The following is an 18088-nucleotide window of genomic DNA, read 5'->3' as shown; positions in this document are numbered from 1 at the left end:
GACAGGATTTGATGCGTTTCGCGAACGACGGGAACATGCACCGCACTTGGGCGGACATGCCCCGGAACAGGCATCGCACGCACCGGCACAGACCGGGCTGAAAACATTACCGACCCCACAGGAGCGATACGAATGAACGCGGTATCGGAAACAGTGAAGCGGGCAGCTTTCGACACGTCGATCAAGGTCGACGGCAAGCGGTTGTGGGACAGCCTGATGGAAGTCGCGAAGATCGGCGCGACGCCGAAGGGCGGCGTGTGCCGCCTCGCGCTGACCGATCTCGACAAGGCCGGCCGCGACCTGATCGTCGGCTGGGCGAAGGCCGCCGGCTGCACCGTGACGGTCGATACGATGGGCAACGTATTCATGCGCCGTGCGGGCCGCGTGGCCGACGCGGCGCCGGTCGTCACGGGCTCGCACGCGGATTCGCAGCCGACCGGCGGCCGCTTCGACGGCATCTACGGCGTGCTCGGCGGCCTCGAGGTGATTCGCAGTCTCAACGATCACGGGATCGAGACCGAGCATCCGGTCGAGGTCGTGATCTGGACCAACGAGGAAGGTTCGCGCTTCGCGCCCGCGATGGTCGCGTCCGGTGTGTTCGCGGGCGTGTTCCCGCTCGAATACGGGCTGTCGCGCAAGGATGTGGACGGCAAGACGATCGGCGAGGAACTGGCGCGCATCGGCTACGCGGGCGACGTGCCGTGCGGCGGTCGCAAGCTGCACGCGGCATTCGAACTGCATATCGAGCAGGGGCCGATTCTCGAAGCGGAATGCAAGACGATCGGCGTCGTGACCGACGCGCAGGGGCAGCGCTGGTACGAGATCACGTTCACCGGCCAGGAAGCGCACGCGGGGCCGACGCCGATGCCGCGCCGCCGCGATGCGCTGCTCGGCGCGTCGCGTGTGGTCGATCTCGTCAACCGGATCGGCCTCGATCATGCGCCGTTCGGCTGTGCGACGGTCGGGATGATGCAGGTTCACCCGAACTCGCGCAACGTGATTCCCGGGCGCGTGTTCTTCACGGTCGATTTCCGTCATCCGGACGACGCCGTGCTCGCGAAGATGGACGCCGCGCTGCGCGACGGCGTCGCGCGCATTGCGGCCGACATCGGGCTCGAGACCGAACTAGATCAGATTTTCTACTACAAGCCGGTCGCGTTCGATGCCGCCTGCGTCGAAGCCGTGCGCGGCGCGGCCGATCGCTTCGGCTATTCGCATCGCGACATCGTGTCGGGTGCGGGCCACGATGCGTGTTATCTGGCGCAGGTCGCGCCGACGTCGATGGTGTTCGTGCCGTGTGTCGACGGCATCAGCCACAACGAGATCGAGGACGCGACGCCCGCATGGATCGAGGCCGGCGCGAACGTGCTGCTGCACGCGATGCTGTCGCGCGCATGCGAGCCGGCTTCATGATGGATCGGTCATAGCAGCCGGGAGGCTGCGTATCGCCTGAACACAGGATTCCTCAGCATGACCGCCCCGACTGTGCGTTTGCAGCCGGCGGGGACGGCTTTGTCTCCACTCAGTCGAAGGAACGCGTATGACCACCAAGCCAACCGGCGATATCGCCGCGCATCGCCTGTCGTCCACGCAACTCTCGTGCGAATTCGCCGATATCGCGCCGCTGCTCGATCCGACTGCCGCGGCGGCCGCCGCGAGCCGTTGTCACTACTGCTACGACGCGCCATGCGTGCAGGCGTGCCCGACGCAGATCGACATCCCGAGCTTCATCCGCAAGATCGGCAACGGCAACCTGAAAGGCGCCGCGACCGACATCCTGTCCGCGAATCCGCTCGGCGGGATGTGTGCGCGCGTGTGCCCGACCGAGATCCTGTGCGAAGGCGCCTGCGTGCGTAACCACCAGGATGCGCAGCCGGTTGCGATCGGCGCGCTGCAGCGGCATGCGACCGACTGGGCGATGGAAACCGGTGCGGTGCAGTTCCGGCGCGCGCCCGATACGGGCCGTCATGTCGTGGTGGTCGGCGCCGGGCCGGCCGGACTCGCGTGTGCGCACCGGCTCGCGCTTGCCGGGCATCGCGTCACGCTGTTCGACGCGCGCCCGAAAGCCGGTGGCCTCAACGAATACGGGATCGCCGCGTACAAGACCGTCGACGATTTCGCACAGCGCGAAGTCGAGTGGCTGCTGTCGGTCGGCGGCATCACGCTGGAAACCGGGGTTGCGCTCGGGCGAGACGTGACGCTCGACGCGCTGCGTGAGCAGCACGACGCGGTATTCCTCGCAATGGGGCTCGGCGGCGTGCGGGCGCTCGCGATCGATGGCGAGCAGCTGGGCGGCGTGATGAATGCGGTCGATTTCATCGAGCAGGTGCGGCAGGCCGACACGCTGGAGAAAGTGCCGGTCGGGCGGCGCGTGGTCGTGATCGGCGGCGGCAATACGGCCATCGATGCGTCCGTGCAGAGCCGCAAGCTCGGCGCCGAGCGCGTGACGATGGTGTACCGGCGCGGCGTGGAGGCAATGAGCGCGACGTGGGCCGAGCGCGAGTTCGCGCAGAAGTGCGGCGTCACGCTCGTCACGCACGCGAAGCCGGTGCGCATGGCGGGCGCGAACGGGCAGGTGACGGGTGTCGAATTCGAGGCCGCATCGGGCGAGCGCTTCACCGTCGATGCGGACATGGTGCTGAAGGCGATCGGCCAGACGCTGGTGCCGGACGGTGTCGCCGCCGCGTTGCTGACGGCGGACAGTTCGCGCATCGCGGTGGATGCCGACGGGCGCACGGCGCTGCACGACGTATGGGCCGGCGGCGACTGTGCGGCGACGGGCGGCATCGACCTCACGGTGCAGGCCGTGCAGGACGGCAAGCGCGCGGCCGCGTCGATCGACGCGGCGCTCGCCGCGCGCGACGCAAAGGCGGCCTGAACGCGCGGCGCACTGCAAGCACATCGAACACGACCCCATTCTCACGGAGCCGACCATGGCCGACCTTCGTTGCACCATCGCAGGCATCACTTCGCCGAATCCGTTCTGGCTGGCGTCCGCGCCGCCGACCGACAAGGCTTACAACGTCAACCGCGCCTTCGAGGCGGGCTGGGGCGGCGTCGTGTGGAAGACGCTCGGGCTCGATCCGCACGTCGTCAACGTCAGTTCGCGCTACGGCGCCGTGCAATGGAACGGCCAGCGCATCGCGGGGCTGAACAACATCGAGCTGATCACCGACCGGCCGCTCGACGTGAACCTGAGAGAGATCGCGCAGGTGAAGCGCGACTGGCCGGACCGCGCGCTGATCGTATCGCTGATGGTGCCGTGCAACGAACGCGACTGGAAGTGGATCCTGCCGCTTGTCGAGGATACCGGCGCCGATGCGGTCGAACTCAACTTCGGCTGCCCGCACGGCATGAGCGAGCGCGGGATGGGCGCGGCCGTCGGGCAAGTGCCCGAATATGTCGAAATGGTCACGCGCTGGGTGAAGGAAGGCACGAAGCTGCCGTGCCTCGTGAAGCTCACGCCGAACATCAGCGATATCCGGATGGGGTCGCGCGCCGCATACAAGGGCGGTGCGGACGGCGTGTCGCTGATCAACACGATCAACTCGATCGTCGCGGTCGATCTCGATCACATGGCGCCGATGCCGACCGTCGACGGCAAGGGCACGCACGGCGGCTATTGCGGCCCGGCGGTCAAGCCGATCGCGCTGAACATGGTCGCCGAGATCGCACGCGACCCGGAAACGCCGAACCTGCCGATTTCGGGCATCGGGGGCATCTCGTCATGGCGCGACGCGGCGGAGTTCATGGTGCTCGGTGCCGGCAGCGTGCAGGTGTGCACCGCGGCGATGCATTACGGATTCCGGATCGTGTCGGACCTCGCAGACGGGTTGTCGAACTGGATGGACGAGAAAGGCTATGCGACGCTCGACGACATCCGCGGCCGCGCGGTGCCGAACGTGACCGACTGGAAATACCTGAACCTGAAGTACGACATCAAGGCGCGCATCGACCAGGACCGCTGCATCCAGTGCGGGCTGTGCCATATCGCGTGCGAAGATACGTCGCACCAGGCCATCACGGCGACGAAGGACGGCGTGCGGCACTTCGAAGTGGTCGATTCGGAGTGCGTCGGGTGCAATCTTTGCATGCATGTGTGTCCGGTCGAGCAATGCATCACGATGGAGCGTGTCGATACGGGCGACTACGCGAACTGGACCACGCATCCGAACAATCCGGCGAGCGCGGATGCGAGTGCAGGTGCGGCGGCGGCGCCCGAGAAGCACGCGAAGAAGGCTGCCTGACCGGCGTCCGGCGGCGCGGGACTTCCCGCACCGCCGCTTTTCGTTCCACCCGGGCCGGCATCGCATGATGCCGGCACTGGCGTTCTCCGTGGAGTGCGTTCGATGAATCACGCAGCGAATCCCGCCGATCCCGACAGCGCCGCGGCGCCGGGCGGCAACCTGTACAACGACGACCTCGCGCCGACGACGCCGGCGCAGCGCACGTGGAAGTGGTATCACTTCGCGGCGCTGTGGGTCGGGATGGTGATGAACATCGCGTCGTACATGCTTGCGGCCGGGTTGATTCAGGAGGGCATGTCGCCGTGGCAGGCGGTGACGACGGTGCTGCTCGGCAACCTGATCGTGCTCGTGCCGATGCTGCTGATCGGCCATGCGGGTGCGAAGCACGGGATTCCGTACGCGGTGCTCGTGCGCGCGTCGTTCGGCACGCAGGGCGCGAAGCTGCCGGCGCTGCTGCGGGCGATCGTCGCATGCGGCTGGTACGGCATCCAGACCTGGCTCGGCGGCAGCGCGATCTACACGCTGCTGAACATCCTGACCGGCAATGCGTTGCACGGCGCGGCGCTGCCGCTCGTCGGCATCTCGGTCGGGCAGCTCGCGTGCTTCCTCGTGTTCTGGGCGCTGCAGATCTACTTCATCTGGCACGGCACCGATTCGATCCGCTGGCTCGAAAGCTGGTCCGCGCCGATCAAGGTCGTGATGTGCGTGGCGCTCGTCTGGTGGGCGACGTCGAAGGCGGGCGGCTTCGGCTCGATGCTGTCGGCGCCGTCGCAGTTCGCGGCCGGCGGCAAGAAGGCCGGCCTGTTCTGGGCGACGTTCTGGCCGGGCCTGACCGCGATGGTCGGCTTCTGGGCGACGCTCGCGCTGAACATCCCCGATTTCACGCGCTTCGCGCATTCGCAGCGCGACCAGATGATCGGGCAGTCGATCGGGCTGCCGCTGCCGATGGCGCTGCTGTCGGTGGTGTCGGTCGTCGTGACGTCGGCCACCGTCGTGATCTACGGCAACGCGATCTGGGATCCGATCGACCTGACGAGCCGGATGACGGGCATCGGCGTGGGCATCGCGCTCGTGATCCTCACGCTCGACACGATGTGCTGCAACCTCGCCGCGAATCTCGTGGGCCCTGCTTACGATTTCTCGAGCCTGTGGCCGAAGGCCGTCTCGTACCGCACCGGCGGGATGATTACCGCGACGATCGCGATCGTGATGATGCCGTGGAAGATCCTCGCGACGACGGACGGCTATATCTTTACCTGGCTCGTCGGCTATTCGGCGCTGCTCGGGCCCGTCGCGGGCATCCTGATGGTCGACTACTTCCTGATTCGCGGCACGCGGCTCGACACGCGCGCGCTGTTCGACGAGCGCGGCGGCTTCAGCTATGCGCACGGCTGGAACCCGGCCGCGCTGGCCGCGCTCGCGGTCGGCGTGCTGCCGAACCTGCCCGGCTTCCTGCACACGGCATTCCCGGCGTCGTTCCCGAACGTGCCGGCGTTCTTCAACACGCTTTATACGTACGCGTGGTTCGTCGGCCTCGTGCTGGCGTCCGGCGTGTACGGCACCTGGATGAAGTGGCGCGCCGGACAGCGCGCGCAGATCGCGAGCGCATGACGCACACGGCATGCGATGCAAGCGCGGCATGCGGCACCCGACAGTCAACGAGGAGGCAACGAAATGGCAATCCTGATTCGCGGCGGCACGGTGGTCGATGCGGACCGCTCCTATCGCGCGGACGTGCTCTGTGCGGACCCTGAGGACGGCGGCACGATCCTGCAGATTGCGGAGACGATCGATGCGCCGGCCGGCGCAACCGTCGTCGACGCGCACGACCAGTACGTGATGCCCGGTGGCATCGATCCGCATACGCACATGGAACTGCCGTTCATGGGCACGAGGGCAAGCGACGATTTCTACTCGGGCACGGCCGCCGGGCTGGCGGGCGGCACGACGAGCATCATCGATTTCGTGATCCCGAGCCCGAAGCAGCCGCTGATGGACGCGTTCCGCGAATGGCGCGGCTGGGCCGAGAAGGCGGCTTCCGATTACGGCTTCCACGTGGCCGTGACGTGGTGGGACGAGAGCGTGCACCGCGACATGGGCACGCTCGTGCGCGAGCATGGCGTGTCGAGCTTCAAGCACTTCATGGCGTACAAGAACGCGATCATGGCCGACGACGAGGTGCTCGTGAACAGCTTCACGCGTTCGCTCGAGCTCGGCGCGCTGCCGACCGTGCATGCGGAGAACGGCGAGCTCGTGTTCCAGTTGCAAAAGGCGCTGCTCGCGCGCGGGATGACCGGGCCGGAGGCGCATCCGCTGTCGCGGCCGCCGGAGGTCGAGGGCGAGGCCGCGAACCGCGCGATCCGCATCGCGCAGGTGCTCGGCGTGCCCGTGTACATCGTGCACGTGTCGGCAAAGGATGCGGTCGACGTGATCACGCGCGCGCGCAGCGAAGGGCTGCGCGTGTTCGGCGAGGTGCTGCCGGGCCACCTCGTGATCGACGAGGCCGTCTATCGCGACCCGGACTGGACGCGTGCGGCCGCGCACGTGATGAGCCCGCCGTTTCGCTCGGCCGAGCACCGCGAGGCGCTGTGGCGCGGGCTGCAGTCGGGGCAGCTGCATACGACGGCGACCGACCACTGCGTGTTCTGCGCGTCGCAGAAGGCGATGGGCCGTGACGATTTCACGAAGATCCCGAACGGCTGCGGCGGCGTCGAGGACCGCATGTCGGTGCTGTGGCATCACGGCGTGAATCACGGCCGCATCACGCCGAACGAGTTCGTGCGGATCACGTCGACGAACGCCGCGCAGATTTTCAACCTGTATCCGCGCAAGGGCGCCGTGCAGGTCGGCGCCGATGCCGACCTCGTCGTGTGGGATCCGGCCGCGACGAAGACGATCTCGGTGAAGACCCATCACCAGCAGGTCGACTTCAACGTGTTCGAGGGGATGACGGTGCAGGGCGTCGCGACGCACACGCTCACGCGCGGCGCGCTCGCGTGGGCCGACGGTGAGCTGCGCGCGGTGCGCGGCGCGGGCCGCTACCTGAAGCGCCCGCCTGCGGCCGGCTACTACGAGGCCGCGCGGATCGCGAACCGGCTGCGCGAACCGCATCCGGTCGAACGCGCCGGCTGAGCGGCGCGGGTCATGCGGGGCGTGTCCGTTCGGGCGGCGAACGGCACGCCCCGCATACGTTTTGTGCAAAATAGATAGAATAACTGATCAAATAACCGGGATGCGAAACAGGAAACGATCGACGGCAATGGCGACAGCGTTTTTGTCGGCGTTGCAGGCGTGCATATCCAGCGAGTAACATCCACCAACCCCGCACAGGGGCCGCGGGCCAGGGCCGCCCGCCGGACAGTTCAAATAGTGAGAAAGGAGCACAAGGTGGATATTCTGCGCAGTCTCCTCGGTATGCTGTTCCTGTTGCTGGTTGCCTATCTGTTGTCGAACAATCGCCGTGCGGTAAGCGGCCGGACCATGATCGCCGCGCTGCTCACGCAGTTCGCGATCGGCGCGCTGGTGCTGTTCGTGCCGTCGGGCCGCGCGGCGCTGGCGGGGGCCGCGAACGGCGTCAATCGCGTGCTCGACATGGGCAATCACGGCATCGCGTTCGTGTTCGGCGGGCTGGTCGATGCCCGGATGTTCCAGCTGTTCGGCGACGGCGGGTTCGTGTTCGGCCTGCGCGTGCTGCCGATGATCATCTTCGTCACCGCGCTGATCTCGGTGCTGTACTACATCGGCGTGATGAAGTGGATCGTCGCGATCCTCGGCGCGGGGCTCGCGAAAGTGCTCGGCGTGAGCCGCATCGAAGCGTGTTCGGCCGTTGCGACGATCTTTCTCGGGCAAAGCGAGATGCCCGCGCTCGTGAAGCCGTTCGTGCGGAACATGACGAGCGCCGAGATCTTCACGGTGATGGCGAGCGGCATGGCGTCGGTCGCCGGCTCGGTGCTGGTCGGCTACGCCGGCCTCGGCGTGAAGATGGAATACCTGCTCGCCGCATCGTTCATGGCAGTGCCGGGCGGGCTGCTGTTCGGCAAGCTGCTGTTTCCGACCGTCGAACCGAGCCGCATCGTGGTCGACGGTCTCGATTTCGACGACAAGCGGGCCGCCAACGTGATCGAGGCCGCGGCGTCCGGTGCGTCGGTCGGCCTGCGGATCGCGATCAACGTCGGCGCGATGCTGATCGCGTTCGTCGGACTCATCGCGCTGATGAACCTGATCGTCGGCGGCGCGGCCGCGTTCGCAGGCTTTCCGCAGGTCACGCTGGTGGGCCTCATCGGCCACCTGTTCGCGCCGCTCGCGTGGGTCATCGGCGTGCCTTGGCACGATGCGACGCTGGCCGGCAACTTCATCGGCGAGAAACTGATCTTCAACGAATTCGTTGCGTACGGCGACTTGTCGCCGTACCTGAAGGGCGGCGAGCACGTCGCGGCGGCCGGCTTGCAGGTGCTCGACCCGAAGACGCTCGCGATCGTGTCGTTCGCGCTGTGCGGCTTCGCGAACTTCTCGTCGATCGCGATTCTCGCGGGCGGCTTCAGCGCGGTCGCGCCCGAGCGCCGCTCGGAAGTCGCACGGCACGGCTTGCGCGCGCTGACGGCGGCAACGCTGTCGAACCTGATGAGCGCGGCGATTGCCGGCCTGTTCTTCTCGCTGCATTGAACCGTGCAGTAGACTCCGACCGTTCGAAGAGAGGAAACGATGTTTCTACCGCAGGAATTCATTCGCAGGAAGCGCGACGGGCAGCCGCTCGATCGCGACGGGATCGCCGCGTTCGTGCGCGGCGTGACCGACGGCAGCGTGACCGAGGGCCAGGTGGCGGCGTTCGCGATGGCCGTGTATTTCAACGACCTGAGCACCGACGAGCGCGTCGCGCTGACGCTCGCGCAGCGCGATTCCGGCGACGTGCTCGACTGGCGTGCGCTCGATCTCGACGGGCCGGTGATCGACAAGCATTCGACGGGCGGCGTCGGCGATGTCGTGTCGTTGATGCTCGGGCCGATGGTGGCTGCGTGCGGCGGCTACGTGCCGATGATTTCGGGGCGCGGGCTCGGCCACACCGGCGGCACGCTCGACAAGCTCAGCGCGATTCCCGGCTACGACGTGATGCCCGCGACGGATGCGTTTCGCCGCACGGTGCGCGAGGTCGGCGTCGCGATCATCGGCCAGACTGAGCGGCTCGCGCCGGCCGACAAGCGCATCTATGCGATTCGCGACGTGACGGCGACCGTCGAGTCGGTCGCGATGATCACCGCGTCGATCCTGTCGAAGAAGCTTGCGGCGGGGCTCGACGGGCTCGTGATGGACGTGAAGGTCGGCTCCGGCGCGTTCATGCCGACCGCGGAGAAATCGGCGGAACTGGCGCGCAGCATCGTCGACGTCGGCAACGGTGCGGGCATGAAGACGACTGCGATCCTCACCGACATGAACCAGTCGCTCGCGCCGTGCGCGGGCAACGCGCTCGAGGTGGCATGCGCGATCGACTACCTGACGGGCAAGTCGCGCCCGGCGCGTCTGCATGACGTGACGATGGCGCTGTCGGCGGAGCTGCTCGTCACCGGCGGGCTGGCACGCGATGTCGCCCACGCGCGCGTGAAGCTGCAGCAGGCGCTCGATTCGGGCGCGGCGGCCGAACGCTTCGCGAGAATGGTCGTGGCGCTCGGCGGCCCCGCGGACCTGATCGACGCGCCCGCCCGGCATCTGGCGCGGGCGGCGGTGATCGTGCCGGTTGCGTCGCCTGCGGCCGGCGTGGTGCAGCGGGTCGATTGTCGCGGGCTCGGGCTGGCGGTCGTCGCACTCGGCGGTGGCCGCACGCGTGCGGAGGACGCGATCGACGTCAGCGTCGGCCTGACGGCGCTGACGGAGATCGGGCAGCGCGTCGAGGCCGGCGAGCCGCTCGGCTACGTGCACGCGCACGATCACGCGTCGGCGGCGCATGCGGTGGACGCGGTCCGGCGCAGCTACGTGCTCGGCGAGACCGGCGAAGCGCCGCCGACCCTTTACCGGCAGATCGGCTGACCCTACTCCCGGAGGCACCATTTCGATGGAACGAGACGAACTGATCGAGCAGGCCAAGGCGGCGCGCGAACGCGCGTATGCGCCGTATTCGCGTTTCAAGGTCGGCGCGGCGCTGCAGGCGCGCGACGGGACGGTTTTCCACGGCTGCAACGTCGAGAACGCGTCCTACGGACTGTGCAATTGCGCGGAACGCACGGCGATGTTTTCGGCGATCGCCGCCGGCTATCGTCCCGGCGACTTCGCGCGGCTCGCGGTCGTCGGCGACACGGACGGCCCGATCGCGCCGTGCGGCGCATGCCGTCAGGTGATCATCGAGATCGGCTTGCCCGATATCGAAGTGATCCTGGCCAACCTGAAAGGGGCCGTCGAAGTCACGACGGCCCGTGCGTTGCTGCCGGGGGCGTTCAGCCTGTAACGGCGCGCATCGCGGCGCGCCGCATGCGTCACGCGCCTTCGCGCGTCTCGCGGATCGGGATCACGGTGCGCGCGCCGCACTGGCGCAGCAGGTCGCGCAGCTCGTTGATGACCGGAAACACCTCGTGGTTCCAGTCGGCGCCCTGACGATCGTGCGCTTCCTGCTCGCGTTCGACGATCCAGCGATCCTCGCGGAAGATGCGTTCGGTGAACCACACGAGCAGTGGCCACGCGAGATCGAGTGCGAACGGGATGCCGGGTTTGTGGATCGACAGCAGTCCGAACGTGCGGTTGGTCCGCTGCTCGGCGTCGAGCGGAACGTAGACGATCCACAGATCCATCACGAGCGTGCCTTCGCTCGACCGGATCTGCAGCGTCTGGTACGGGTAGCCGGTGCGTACCGTCATCACGCTCTTGTCGGACTGGTCAGCGGGCTTCTTGCTCGCGCCGAACACGAGCGCTTCGCCGACCGGCTGCTTGCCTTCCATCCGCGCGAACGTGTAGTCGACCTCGACCCAGTCGTCGCCGCGGCGGCGGCCGACCGAGCGCGCGCGCATCTGTCCCATCTGCTTGCGGTGCAGGAACTGATGGTTCATGTCCATCAGGTTCTCGTGCATGAACGAGTAGTGGCACTTGACCTCGCGGCCGAAGCGGCGCGTCTTGTACGCACGGTCGTCCGCCGATTCGAGTGCGGGGAACGGCCGTTCTTCGGCGAGCGTCGCGTCGCCCGGGAACACGAAGATCAGCCCATGTGCCTCGCGGCACGGATACGCACGTACGCCGTTGGGCAAGCGTTCGCGGCCGAGGTAGGGCACGTCGACACAGCGGCCGCTGTCGCACGCGTAGGTCCAGCCGTGATAGCAGCAGCGCAGCGTTTCGCCGCTGACGACGCCCGCGTGCAGCGGCACCTGGCGGTGCGCGCAACGATCTTCGAGTGCGTACACGGCGCCGGACTCGGTGCGCACGAGCACGATCGGCTCGCCGGCAAAATGCACGCCGAGCGTCTTGCCGCGCTTGAGCTCGCGCGACCACGCGAGCGGGTACCAGTGATCGGGGTGAATCGGCACGCGGCGCAGGTCGCGCACGGTCGCGCCGGAGGACGATTCTCCAACGGTGTTGCTGTCAGGCAAGGGCACTGCGAGCATGCGTGACGCCTCCTGGCTGGGCGGGTGGTCCGGGCGCCGCAAAAAGCGGCGGGGATCTGGAGAAGTCTACGCGAAGTTGCCCGCCGCGGCGGACGCGATGCGGGTTTGCCCCGGCATGGCGGCCGGGGGTTCGTTGATGCGGCGCAAACCGGTTCGCAGGCGGCGCGTACCGGTCACGTACGGCCGTGCGGCGGGTGGTCTTCCGTCACGCGGCCGGTTGGCGGTCAGGAACGGGCCTCGCGCCACAGCACCGCGTCGGAACGGTACAGCGCCGGGAAGCGCTGCTTCAGCCCGGCGACCTTCGGCAGGTCGTTGAACGCGATATACGGCGCGTCGGGATGCAGTTCGAGGTAGTTCTGGTGATAGGCCTCGGCCGGATAGAACCCCTTGTAGTCCTCGACCCGTGTGACGACGGGCACCGGGAACACGTGCGCGGTGCCGAGCTGCGCGATGTACGCGGTCGCGACCGCGCGTTGCTGTGCGGTGGTCGGGAAGATCGCGGACCGGTACTGCGACCCTTCGTCGGGGCCCTGCCGGTTGAGTTCGGTCGGATCGTGCGCGACCGAGAAGAACACCTGCAGCAGCCGGCCGTACGTGATCTGCGTCGGGTCGTAGACGATGCGAACCGATTCCGCGTGCCCCGTCAGCCCCGAGCCGACGAGTGCGTAGTGCGCGGTTTCGGATGCGCCGCCGGCATAGCCCGCCGTGACCTGCTTCACGCCCTTCACGTGCTCGAACACGCCCTGCACGCCCCAGAAACAGCCGCCAGCGAGCACGGCCGTTTCTTCGTGCGCCGCGCCGGGCGTTTCGTCGAGCGTCGGCGCGGGCACCGTGCGCATCGGCTCGGCGGAATTGACGATGCGCTGGTAGCCGAACACGGCGGCGGCCGCGACGGCGACGGCGCCGATGCGGCGCAGCAAAGTCGCGCGGCGTCGCGCTGCGGCATCGCGGGTGGAGATCGGGATCATCGTTTGCTCCTTTTGAATGGGTCGGAGAGCGCGGCGGCCGGATGGCGGCGCATGCGATCAACCGAAAGTGAATGCGTACGCATCGACACCCGGATCGAGAAACTCGATCGCGAACGTGCGGTCGGCGACCGCACCCGGCTGCCGGACGAGCTGGTACAGACGCTGGCCGGTGATCGTGCCGTAGCCCTGCGCGTCGACGTCGGCGCCGTGCGCGGTACCGGGCGCCGCGCCGTCGAGCGTCACGCGAAAGCGCACGGGCCGGCCGTTTGCGCCCGGGCCAAGCACGAGGTGCAGGTCGCGCGCATGGAACCGGTAGACGATCCGGCCGTCGGGCGCGGCGAGCGACGCACGCTCGGCGCCGACACTCCAGGTGCCCGCGAGGCCCCAGTCGTTGAGGTCCAGCCGGGCCGGCGCGGCGTAGCGGTGTGCTGCATCGCGTACCGCGCCGCCCGGCGACGCGAAGCTCTCCGCGCGCGCATAGCCGACATAGGTTTCGGGCGAGCGGACGTCCGCGCTGTCGGCCGCCGCGAGTGCGCCTTTCGCGGGTGCCCCGGTCAGCCCGAGCGGCACGTTCAGCGCTTCCGGATGGCCGGCTTCCGCGAGCAGCGACTGGATCGCGCGTTCCGACTGCGCGTATTCGCCTTCGCCGAAGTGGTGATGACGAACGCGCCCTTGCGCGTCGATGAAGTAGTGCGCCGGCCAGTATTCGTTGTTGAATGCGCGCCAGATCGAATAACCGTTGTCGATTGCGACCGGGTAGTCGATGCCGAGGTCGTGCACGGCCTTCTTCACGTTGCCGATGTCGCGTTCGAACGCGAACTCCGGCGCGTGTACGCCGATCACGACGAGCCCGTACGGCGCGTATTTGTGCGCCCACGCGTTCGTGTACGGCAGCGTGCGCAGGCAATTGATGCACGAGTACGTCCAGAAATCGACGAGCACGACCTTGCCGCGCAGGCCGGCGGCCGTCAGCGGCGGCGAGTTCAGCCATTGCACGGCGCCGTCGAGCGACGGCAGCGTGCCTTCGACGGGCAGCGCGGCCGGTGTCGTGACAGCCGCGCGCATCATTGCGCTGCCGGCCATCGCACCGCCATCGGCCGGTGCGCCATCGGCCGCCGCGGCCATCATTGCGCCGCCGGTTGCGTTGCCGGCGGTGTTGTCGGTTGCGTTGCCGGTCGCGTCCAGCGCGGCTGGTGCGCGGTTCGAGCGTCCGCCGAGGCGATCGACGAGCTTCGTCTCGAGGCCGCCCGTCGTGACGGTCGACAGTTGGGCAAGCGCACCCGTATCGAGGCCGAGTGCGATCGCGCCGACGCCCGCCAGGAGCGCCGCGCCGATCCCGCGCCGGATCCATTCGCCGGCGCCGAGCGAGCGCTTCATCGCGGCAAACACCTTGCCGCCGATCACGAGCGCGACGCCGAGCGACGTCGCCGCACCGGCCGCATACGCGACGAGCAGCAGCGTCGTGCCGACGCTCGCGCCGCGCAGTGCGGCGCCGGTGAGCACGAGCCCGAGGATCGGGCCGGCGCACGGCGCCCACAGCAGGCCCGTCGCGACGCCGAGCAGCAGCGACGACGCAGGGCCGGCCGGGCGGCCGTCGCGTTGCGCGAACCCGGTGAGCCGGTTGCCGGCGGCGACGAGCGGGCGCGTCAGGTGTTCCGCGAAGCGCGGCATCAGCAGCGTCAGCCCGAACACGGCGAGCAGCACGATGGCGATCCAGCGGCCGGCCTGGTTGGCTTGCGCGACCCAGCCACCGCCGACGGCGGCAAGCGTCGCGACGACGGCGAACGTGAGCGCCATGCCGGCGAGCAGCGGCAGGCCGGTGCGCACGAACGGCTGGTCGGCGCGCGCGAACACGAACGGCAGCACGGGCAGGATGCACGGGCTCAGGATCGTGAGCACGCCGCCGAGATAGGCAAGGACGATGAGCAGCATGGTGCGTTCTCCAGTCGGTCGGGAGTGGGGCCGGATCAGGCGGCGGCCGGGTGGAAGGCGAGCGCGAGGCCGTTCATGCAGTAGCGCAGGCCGGTCGGCGGCGGGCCGTCGTCGAACACGTGGCCGAGATGGCCGCCGCAGCGGCGGCAGTGCACTTCGGTGCGGACCATGCCGAACGTGGTGTCGGCGTCGGTGCCGACCGCGTGGTCGAGCGGCTTCCAGAAGCTCGGCCAGCCCGTATGGCTGTCGAACTTGGTGGCGGACGAGAACAGGGAGAGGCCGCAGCCGGCACAGGCGAACGTGCCGGCCCGGTGCTCGTCGTTCAGCGGGCTGCTGTATGGCCGCTCGGTGCCGGCTTCGCGCAGGATCGTGTACTGGGCGGGCGTGAGCCGGCGATGCCATTCGGCGTCGCTGAGCGTGATCTCGAAAGGGGGGGCCTTCGGTGCGCCGGCCGGCGGCGCGGCGAACGCGCGGCCGACCAGCGCGCGGCGACCGGCGGAGGACAGCGCCGCGAGCGCGGCAAGGCCGGTGGCGCCGGCGAACAGCAAATGTCTGCGGGTAGGCATGACGGGCTCCTGAAAGCAGGTCCTGAAAACATGCGCCCATCGTAGGCAACGGCCGGTGTCGAAGTCCTCACGGAAAGTTAAATGAATTGTGATTACTTTCCGGGTGTTCCGGTCAGTTCCGCAGAAACCCGTCAGAGCCCCGCCTGACAAGGGTTTGCGGGAAATTCATGGTCCGCCCACTTCCGCGGAAATCCCGCACGAGCCGCAACTTTTTAGTGTCTTTTTAGTGTTCGTGGCGTGGGGTAGGCTCTGCTTAGGATGCGCGGGCCGATCGGGTCACGATATCGATGGAGGGCGATCATGGGTGCATTGACGGTCAGGCAAATCGAAGCTGCGAAGGCGACCGGAAAGCGGTATTTCCTGTCGGATGGGCGTGGACTGTTCCTGCGCGTGGGGCCGGCCGGCGGGAAAACTTGGTTTGTTCGCGTCAGTATCAATGGCAAGCAACGCGATAAGCCGCTCGGCAAGACGTGGGCGCGCTCGACAACCGATGTGCAGTTATCGCTAGAGGATGCGCGCGCAGCGGCTGAGACGATTCGTTCACAGGCGCGCGACGGTGTGGACTATCTCGAAGCGAAGAAGCGTGAACGCCAGGCCAAGGTTGAACAAGCGGTGACGGCGGACCTCACGTTCGGCGACTTATTCGATGCGTGGTTCGCGACGATCAACAAGAAACGCGGAAAGAAAGGCCGAAAGGATGGCGGTAAGTCGCTTCGAGGTGCGATGGAGAAGCATGTGCTGCCGACCATTCGTGCGCACAGGATCGCAGGCGTGTTTGCGTCGAACGTTCTGCCGTTGCTTACCGCGATTTCCGATGGGGGGTGCAACCGGCAAGCGGTCGAGATGTTGGTAACCATCCAACAAATGATTCGGTGGGGCGGGCGTAATCAGCCGTGGAAGCGCTTGTTGATCGATTGCGATGTGCTCGCGCTTGCGAAAGAGGATGTCGTTTCAGGTGATTACGACCCGGTGCGTGACAACGAGCGTAATCGGACACTTACGGATGACGAAATCTGTGCGCTCGGTGAACTGATTCCGGCCGCTCGGCTTCCACGCTCTATTGCGTCAGCGGTCTGGGTGATGCTCGCTTGCGGAACACGCGTCGGCGAAACAGTCCTGACGCGATGGGCCGATCTTGACTTCAAGGCACGGACGTGGACCATTCCAAAGGAACATACGAAGTCGAATGCGACGATCACGATTCACCTGTCCGATTTTGTCCTCGCACAATTTGCAGCTCAGCAAGTGGTGCGTGCCGGCGTACCGGAAGGTGACGCACGCCGCGAATATGTGTTCCCGTCGGAAAAGGGCAAACTGCCACACGTCAGTATCCATACGACCTGCGGGGCGATCCGTGATCGGCAACGCCCGAAGGATGCGCCGACCGAAGGCCGCACGAGGGCAACCGATGCGCTCATTGTCCCGGGTGGTCAATGGAAATGCCATGACTTGCGTCGGACGTGCGCAACGATGATGCAATCGCTGGGCATTCCGGAAAGCATCGTGCATCGATGTCTAAACCATGCACGAAATGATCCGCTTGATCGGATCTATCTGCAGTTCGATTATGACGCGCAGATGCGCGATGCGTGGCGGCGATGGGGTGACCGTCTGTCGGTATTGCTTGGCACGGGTACGGAAAACGTACGTTTTCTGTTCGCGCCGTAATCAGAGCATACCTTCCTCCGGAGAGGGAGCAGGGAAAGATGTAACCCTGATAATACGAGTTATCACGGTTATAGGTCCGTCTTCGGCATTTCGGTGTCCGCGGTTGCTGGGGGGCGGCGACTCCGCAGGCTACAATCGACGGCATTCAGCCTTGATCGAACCGTAATAAGAACCGGGAGCAACCCGTGACTGTCCTTGCCATCGATAATCAAACGCTCGCGGATACAATCGCGCGTGCACAAACGTTCTTGGCTACGCAGCCGCAAAAAAGGGGAGCCGACGATTGGTGTCGCTACTTGCGCGACGATCGCGATAGCCGCACCTTTTTCGACGCGACGCCCATGACGCGGTCGACGGTATTCGGAGTGAAGGTGGCCGAGGCGGTCGCGAGAGCGTATTTGGCGTGCGTCGAGGGGAAAGAGGCTGAACTGGCTCCGACTGTTGCCCAGGTCAGAAAGCTGCAGGCCTCGGCTTCTGCCTTCGAGGCGGACCTTGATTCGGCCGGGCCATGGGTCATCGGAGATCGGACGGATCCGGCATTTCGCGAACCACTTAGCCGTATTTGTGCCGCACCTTCTCGCGTGCCGCCGCGATCGGCGGGCCGTTTGCCGCTAGGAGATCGACGGGCATTTGTGCTCCACCTTGCCCATTCGTTGTACGTGCTTAGCTCAAGTTTCCCGACGAAATTTCTGATGGTGGCTACGGTCCTTGCTTGGGAGGAGACGAGTGATCGCACGATTCGCTCGATTCTCACACCCGCAGTGAGGTCGACGATTGCCGCTCAGGCGGCTTCCGAAAGAATGGCGGGTATCGCCAGCGAAAATGCGACTCACCATCTGATTAGCCGGGTCAGCGTGAATCCAGTGTCGACTCCGTTGATTGGGGGCGACAGTAGGTCAGATGGCGAGAAAATCGTAGAGGCGTTGCGGTTGCTCCGATCGCTCACCGATCCGACTGCCGCGACCGTCACGGTGGCGACATTGATGGAACTCGCAGACGAGTTTGGCATCGCGACCGCACAGCTTGAACAGCCCGCCGGATGAAATACCTAGGCATTTGGCGTCAATTTCGTCCGGACGCTTTCTCCCTTCGAGGCGGCGAGATTGACGTAGCAGGGTTTGCGGGATGCT

The 18088-nt window shown here is 66.8% G+C and carries 14 protein-coding genes; 10 read left to right on the top strand and 4 right to left on the bottom strand.

Annotated features, from left to right (window positions below):
- Positions 1 to 132 precede the first annotated feature (132 nt).
- The 8 genes from OHZ10_RS36650 (at position 133) to OHZ10_RS36615 (ending at position 10680) form a co-directional block, all read left to right on the top strand.
- Positions 133 to 1413, top strand: a complete 1281-nt coding sequence (locus OHZ10_RS36650) for a Zn-dependent hydrolase (protein WP_059241039.1) — start codon at positions 133 to 135, stop codon at positions 1411 to 1413.
- A 127-nt stretch (positions 1414 to 1540) separates the two neighbouring features.
- Entirely contained in the window at positions 1541 to 2878 is a 1338-nt protein-coding gene (locus OHZ10_RS36645; RefSeq protein ID WP_342706138.1) for an NAD(P)-dependent oxidoreductase, read from the top strand.
- 55 nt (positions 2879 to 2933) lie between these two features.
- Positions 2934 to 4247 (top strand): NAD-dependent dihydropyrimidine dehydrogenase subunit PreA, encoded by a 1314-nt coding sequence (preA, locus tag OHZ10_RS36640; protein ID WP_256087590.1) that lies wholly within the window; start codon positions 2934 to 2936, stop codon positions 4245 to 4247.
- 102 nt (positions 4248 to 4349) lie between these two features.
- Entirely contained in the window at positions 4350 to 5858 is a 1509-nt protein-coding gene (locus OHZ10_RS36635; RefSeq protein WP_342706137.1) for an NCS1 family nucleobase:cation symporter-1, read from the top strand.
- A 63-nt stretch (positions 5859 to 5921) separates the two neighbouring features.
- Positions 5922 to 7379, top strand: coding sequence for a dihydropyrimidinase (gene hydA, locus OHZ10_RS36630; RefSeq protein ID WP_340626270.1), 1458 nt, complete (start codon positions 5922 to 5924; stop codon positions 7377 to 7379).
- A 255-nt stretch (positions 7380 to 7634) separates the two neighbouring features.
- Positions 7635 to 8909, top strand: a complete 1275-nt coding sequence (locus OHZ10_RS36625; protein WP_059241035.1) for a NupC/NupG family nucleoside CNT transporter — start codon at positions 7635 to 7637, stop codon at positions 8907 to 8909.
- Positions 8910 to 8948: 39 nt separating this feature from the next.
- Entirely contained in the window at positions 8949 to 10265 is a 1317-nt protein-coding gene (gene deoA, locus OHZ10_RS36620) for a thymidine phosphorylase (protein ID WP_059241034.1), read from the top strand.
- 25 nt (positions 10266 to 10290) lie between these two features.
- Entirely contained in the window at positions 10291 to 10680 is a 390-nt protein-coding gene (locus OHZ10_RS36615; protein WP_059241033.1) for a cytidine deaminase, read from the top strand.
- A gap of 28 nt (positions 10681 to 10708) precedes the next feature.
- Here OHZ10_RS36615 and OHZ10_RS36610 read toward each other — a convergent pair whose 3' ends face one another.
- From OHZ10_RS36610 to msrB, 4 genes are all read right to left on the bottom strand, one after another.
- Positions 10709 to 11824 carry an aromatic ring-hydroxylating oxygenase subunit alpha gene (locus OHZ10_RS36610; protein ID WP_059241032.1) on the bottom strand — a complete coding sequence of 372 codons (1116 nt, stop codon included), beginning with the start codon at positions 11822 to 11824 and terminating at the stop codon, positions 10709 to 10711.
- A 224-nt stretch (positions 11825 to 12048) separates the two neighbouring features.
- A complete protein-coding gene (gene msrA, locus OHZ10_RS36605; protein ID WP_059241031.1) occupies positions 12049 to 12792 on the bottom strand; it encodes a peptide-methionine (S)-S-oxide reductase MsrA in 744 nt (247 codons plus the stop codon).
- A 57-nt stretch (positions 12793 to 12849) separates the two neighbouring features.
- Entirely contained in the window at positions 12850 to 14724 is a 1875-nt protein-coding gene (locus OHZ10_RS36600) for a cytochrome c biogenesis protein DipZ (protein WP_342706136.1), read from the bottom strand.
- 35 nt (positions 14725 to 14759) lie between these two features.
- Complete coding sequence (gene msrB / locus OHZ10_RS36595; RefSeq protein ID WP_059241029.1) at positions 14760 to 15290, bottom strand: peptide-methionine (R)-S-oxide reductase MsrB; 531 nt, start codon at positions 15288 to 15290, stop codon at positions 14760 to 14762.
- Positions 15291 to 15590: 300 nt separating this feature from the next.
- Between msrB and OHZ10_RS36590 the strand changes: the two genes are divergently transcribed.
- Together OHZ10_RS36590 and OHZ10_RS36585 are read left to right on the top strand one after the other, a co-directional pair.
- Positions 15591 to 16958, top strand: a complete 1368-nt coding sequence (locus OHZ10_RS36590; RefSeq protein ID WP_342706135.1) for a site-specific integrase — start codon at positions 15591 to 15593, stop codon at positions 16956 to 16958.
- 185 nt (positions 16959 to 17143) lie between these two features.
- Entirely contained in the window at positions 17144 to 18001 is an 858-nt protein-coding gene (locus OHZ10_RS36585; RefSeq protein WP_342706134.1) for a hypothetical protein, read from the top strand.
- Positions 18002 to 18088 lie beyond the last annotated feature (87 nt).

Source organism: Burkholderia arboris (assembly GCF_038723655.1).
Lineage (GTDB): Bacteria > Pseudomonadota > Gammaproteobacteria > Burkholderiales > Burkholderiaceae > Burkholderia > Burkholderia arboris.
Note: the sequence above shows the minus strand (reverse complement) of the source record. Positions and strands in the feature narration are given on the sequence as shown.